Below are 935 nucleotides of genomic sequence, written 5' to 3' on the forward strand. Positions count from 1 at the left end.
TTTTCGCGTTGGGTTGTTCTTGCAGGTAGTCATACCCAGCAAACACCCACGCGTTATCATCTAGGTAAGTTTTGCCAATCAGGATTGGCGCAGAGAACTGTTTACGCGAGGTAAGGTTCACCACGGTATCTACCGTATGCCCAGCAATCGTCATCGGCATTTTTACGGTTGGACGCAAAATCGGTTTTTTGCTGGTGCGACTGCGGATAGCACTGATGCGCTCAAGATCGTCGGTTACCGTGATCTCTTTGCCAGTATAAGGATGCTGAATCGTGAAACTGACGGTGACTTGATAAGGTTCAAAACTGTTGGCTTCCCATTTGGCTTGCGTGCCACCTAAATCATCGACAATTGCCCACAGCAGTTTGTCATCTTTAAGATTTTTGTATTTGGGATTGCTGCTGTTTACGTGAATATTTTCTGCATGCATGGAGGTGGTGTCAGCGCCGGTATCAATTTTACCGATGAAAGGGACGTCACTTAGCTCAGGAATTTCGCTGTAATACACACTTTCGACCCGCCCTAAAACTAACTTATCATCAAGTTGATAGATGGGATCTTGCGTGGTTGCAGAGATGGATTGCGCCCAACCAAACGGGGCTATCAGGAGAGCACTAGAGAGTGCCAGAGCCAAAGACATTTTTTTCATCATGATTATCCGTGTGAGCCAAGGTATATAAAATTAGTCGCCAACAGAACTTATAAGTTCTCAATTTAATTACAGTTTTGACATAAATCTGACTGATGTCCACCAGCGCCCGGTAAATTTTTGCGAAGCTAATTTAAAACATTGCAAATTCTATGAATGACCCCAATGTTCTATACACAACCAATATCCAAACCGAATTAAAAGAGAATACACGGATGAGCCAAGCTATCTGTCGCATGATTGCTCAAGAACTGAATGTTCGCCCAGAGCAAGTCAACGCCGCTGT

The 935-nt window shown here is 44.3% G+C and carries 1 protein-coding gene; it reads right to left on the reverse strand.

Annotation, left to right across the window (positions count from 1 at the left end):
• A partial coding sequence (locus tag R7O13_RS24975; RefSeq protein ID WP_412125724.1) for an ATP-dependent zinc protease occupies positions 1 to 652 on the reverse strand: 652 nt, incomplete at its 3' end.
• Positions 653 to 935: the final 283 nt, after the last annotated feature.

The sequence above is a fragment of the Vibrio sp. Y176 genome (genome assembly GCF_033438945.1).